The sequence below is a fragment of the Frigidibacter sp. SD6-1 genome (assembly GCF_030143255.1).
Lineage (GTDB): Bacteria > Pseudomonadota > Alphaproteobacteria > Rhodobacterales > Rhodobacteraceae > TMP-24.
In genome coordinates, this window is the sequence record NZ_JARJNR010000036.1 from 1 (window position 1) to 816 (window position 816).

2 protein-coding genes are annotated in these 816 nt (G+C 52.2%); both read right to left on the reverse strand.

Annotated features, from left to right (window positions below):
* Positions 1 to 505: hypothetical protein (locus P0645_RS19265; RefSeq protein WP_284166175.1), on the reverse strand; the 505-nt coding region annotated here is incomplete at its 3' end.
* Positions 502 to 816: hypothetical protein (locus P0645_RS19270; RefSeq protein WP_284166176.1), on the reverse strand; the 315-nt coding region annotated here is incomplete at its 5' end. The genes P0645_RS19265 and P0645_RS19270, both read right to left, overlap by 4 nt.

Consider the following 816-nt stretch of genomic DNA (forward strand, 5'->3'; position numbering starts at 1 on the left):
TCCATGTCGACGACAGATCGGGCAGTCCCCTTACCTTCTTTTCATACTGCGCCTCATTCCAAGACCATTTGTATCGCCACCAATAGTACCAGCGTTTCGGCCAGCGCGCTCGCAGCGAAAGCATTTTATAATAGGCTGCCGCTGCGATGAGATAGCCAAGATCTTTGGACTTTTCGAACATATCAAGCGCTTCCGAGTCGAGTCCCTCTTCTCGCTTGATGCACCCTAAGATGTGTATGGCCGGAGCATGCCCGCTCTGCGAAAGACGTGCAAGAATATTCCGCCGCCCCCCCTCATCTCCCGCCATCTTAAAGAGCCACGCACACTGGAAAGCGATATTCTGATTGCCGCCGCCATGAACTACCAACAACCGCTCAGCGATAGTTTTTATGTCTCGCGGCTCTTCAATATAATGCGCGACATATCCAGAAATCCGACTGGCTTCCTCGACGGTTGAACTTTCAATCTCTGCAAGGAGATCATCGATGGTTTTCACGGCGATCATTTGAACAGCTTTAGTAGTCTCGTGGAGAACTTGGTTATACGCGCGCCTTCACCTTTATACTTATTAATCGGGCAAATCTTACCTTTCTTCGGTGGGTTCTTCTTGGGTTGGACCGGATCGGGGAGTTCTTCCGGATTTGTGGTTGGAAACTGTAACCGCTCATCGCCCGAACTAAAGGGATCACCCTCATCAACGCAGCTGGTAAGAAGTTGCATGGTAAGCGCTGCGATGCGCCCAATCCGCGAGCCTGCATTATGGCTCCACGCCTCCAGCTCGCCCGCGAAGTAGGTATGCGCGCCTGCGACCTCGAT